Source organism: Streptococcus sp. 4155 (genome assembly GCF_013276695.1).
In the GTDB taxonomy this organism is placed as follows: domain Bacteria; phylum Bacillota; class Bacilli; order Lactobacillales; family Streptococcaceae; genus Streptococcus; species Streptococcus pseudopneumoniae.
This window is the reverse complement of record NZ_VMLM01000100.1, coordinates 1-1,037: the sequence shown is the minus strand read 5'-3', so window position 1 is coordinate 1,037 and position 1,037 is coordinate 1. Positions and strand designations below refer to the sequence as shown.

Annotated in this window: 2 protein-coding genes; both read left to right on the top strand. The window is 41.6% G+C overall.

All coding sequences use genetic code 11. The annotated features are described in order from the left end of the window. Positions 1-111 precede the first annotated feature (111 nt). Complete coding sequence (locus HT715_RS10640; protein WP_000653988.1) at positions 112-318, top strand: transposase; 207 nt, start codon at positions 112-114, stop codon at positions 316-318. Continuing rightward, a partial coding sequence (locus HT715_RS10635) for an IS66 family transposase (RefSeq protein WP_240149861.1) occupies positions 293-1,037 on the top strand: 745 nt, incomplete at its 3' end. The genes HT715_RS10640 and HT715_RS10635, both read left to right, overlap by 26 nt.

The following is a 1,037-nucleotide window of genomic DNA, read 5'->3' as shown; positions in this document are numbered from 1 at the left end:
AAGGGCTTTTCTATCACTCCCCAAATAAATTCATCAGAAAGTCGTGATTTCTATTGAAATGATGCCTTTCTTTTTAGTATAATAAAGTTAGAAAACAAGGAGGGGAAGACGATGAAAGACTTATTAAAAATCATTCAACAACAGAGTGCTACAATTGATAGTCTCACCAATGAACTTGCCCTTCTTCGTGAACAAGTGGCTTATCTAACGCAAAAGCTCTATGGAAAATCCTCTGAGAAAAGTGTTTGTCCATCTGGACAAGTCAGCCTTTTTGAGGAGGAAGCTTCATCTGATGAAGATGGAGAGGTTCCCAGTTGAAAGAGAAGAAATCACCTATAAACGTAAGAAAGCTAAAGGAAAACGTCAAGCTCTTCTTGCCCAATTCGATTCAGAAGAACTCCATCATCGCTTAGAGGATTGCATTTGCCCTGACTGTCAGGGAGAGCTAAAAGAGATTGGAGCGAGTCTTCAAGGCCAAGAATTAGTCTTTATTCCTGCGCAATTAAAACGCATAGATCATATCCAACACTCTTACAAATGCCAAGCATGCAGTGAGAAAAATCCGAGTGATAAAATTGTGAAAGCTCCTATCCCTAAAGCCCCTTTGGCGCATAGCCTTGGCTCAGCTTCTATTATCGCTCACACCATCCATCAGAAGTTTAATCTGAAGGTCCCCAATTATCGCCAAGAAGAAGATTGGGCTAGGATGGGTTTACCAATCACACGTAAGGAAATCTCTAATTGGCATATCAAGGCGAGTCAATACTATTTGGAGCCCCTCTATAACCTCTTGCGAGAGAGACTATTGACTCAGCCCTTACTTCATGCGGATGAAACTTCTTATAGGGTGCTAGAGAGTGATAGCCATCTGACCTACTATTGGACTTTTTTGTCTGGGAAAGCTGAGAAGCAAGGAATCACGCTGTACCACCATGATCAGCGTCGAAGTGGTTCAGTAGTACAAGAATTCCTAGGAGATTATTCTGGATATGTGCATTGTGATATGTGGTCTGCTTATCGTCAACTGGAAGAAGCTG

Excerpts from the sequence above, each read along its gene's own strand:
- HT715_RS10640 (WP_000653988.1), top strand. The coding sequence starts at position 112 with ATGAAAGACTTATTAAAAATCATTCAACAACAGAGTGCTACAATTGAT.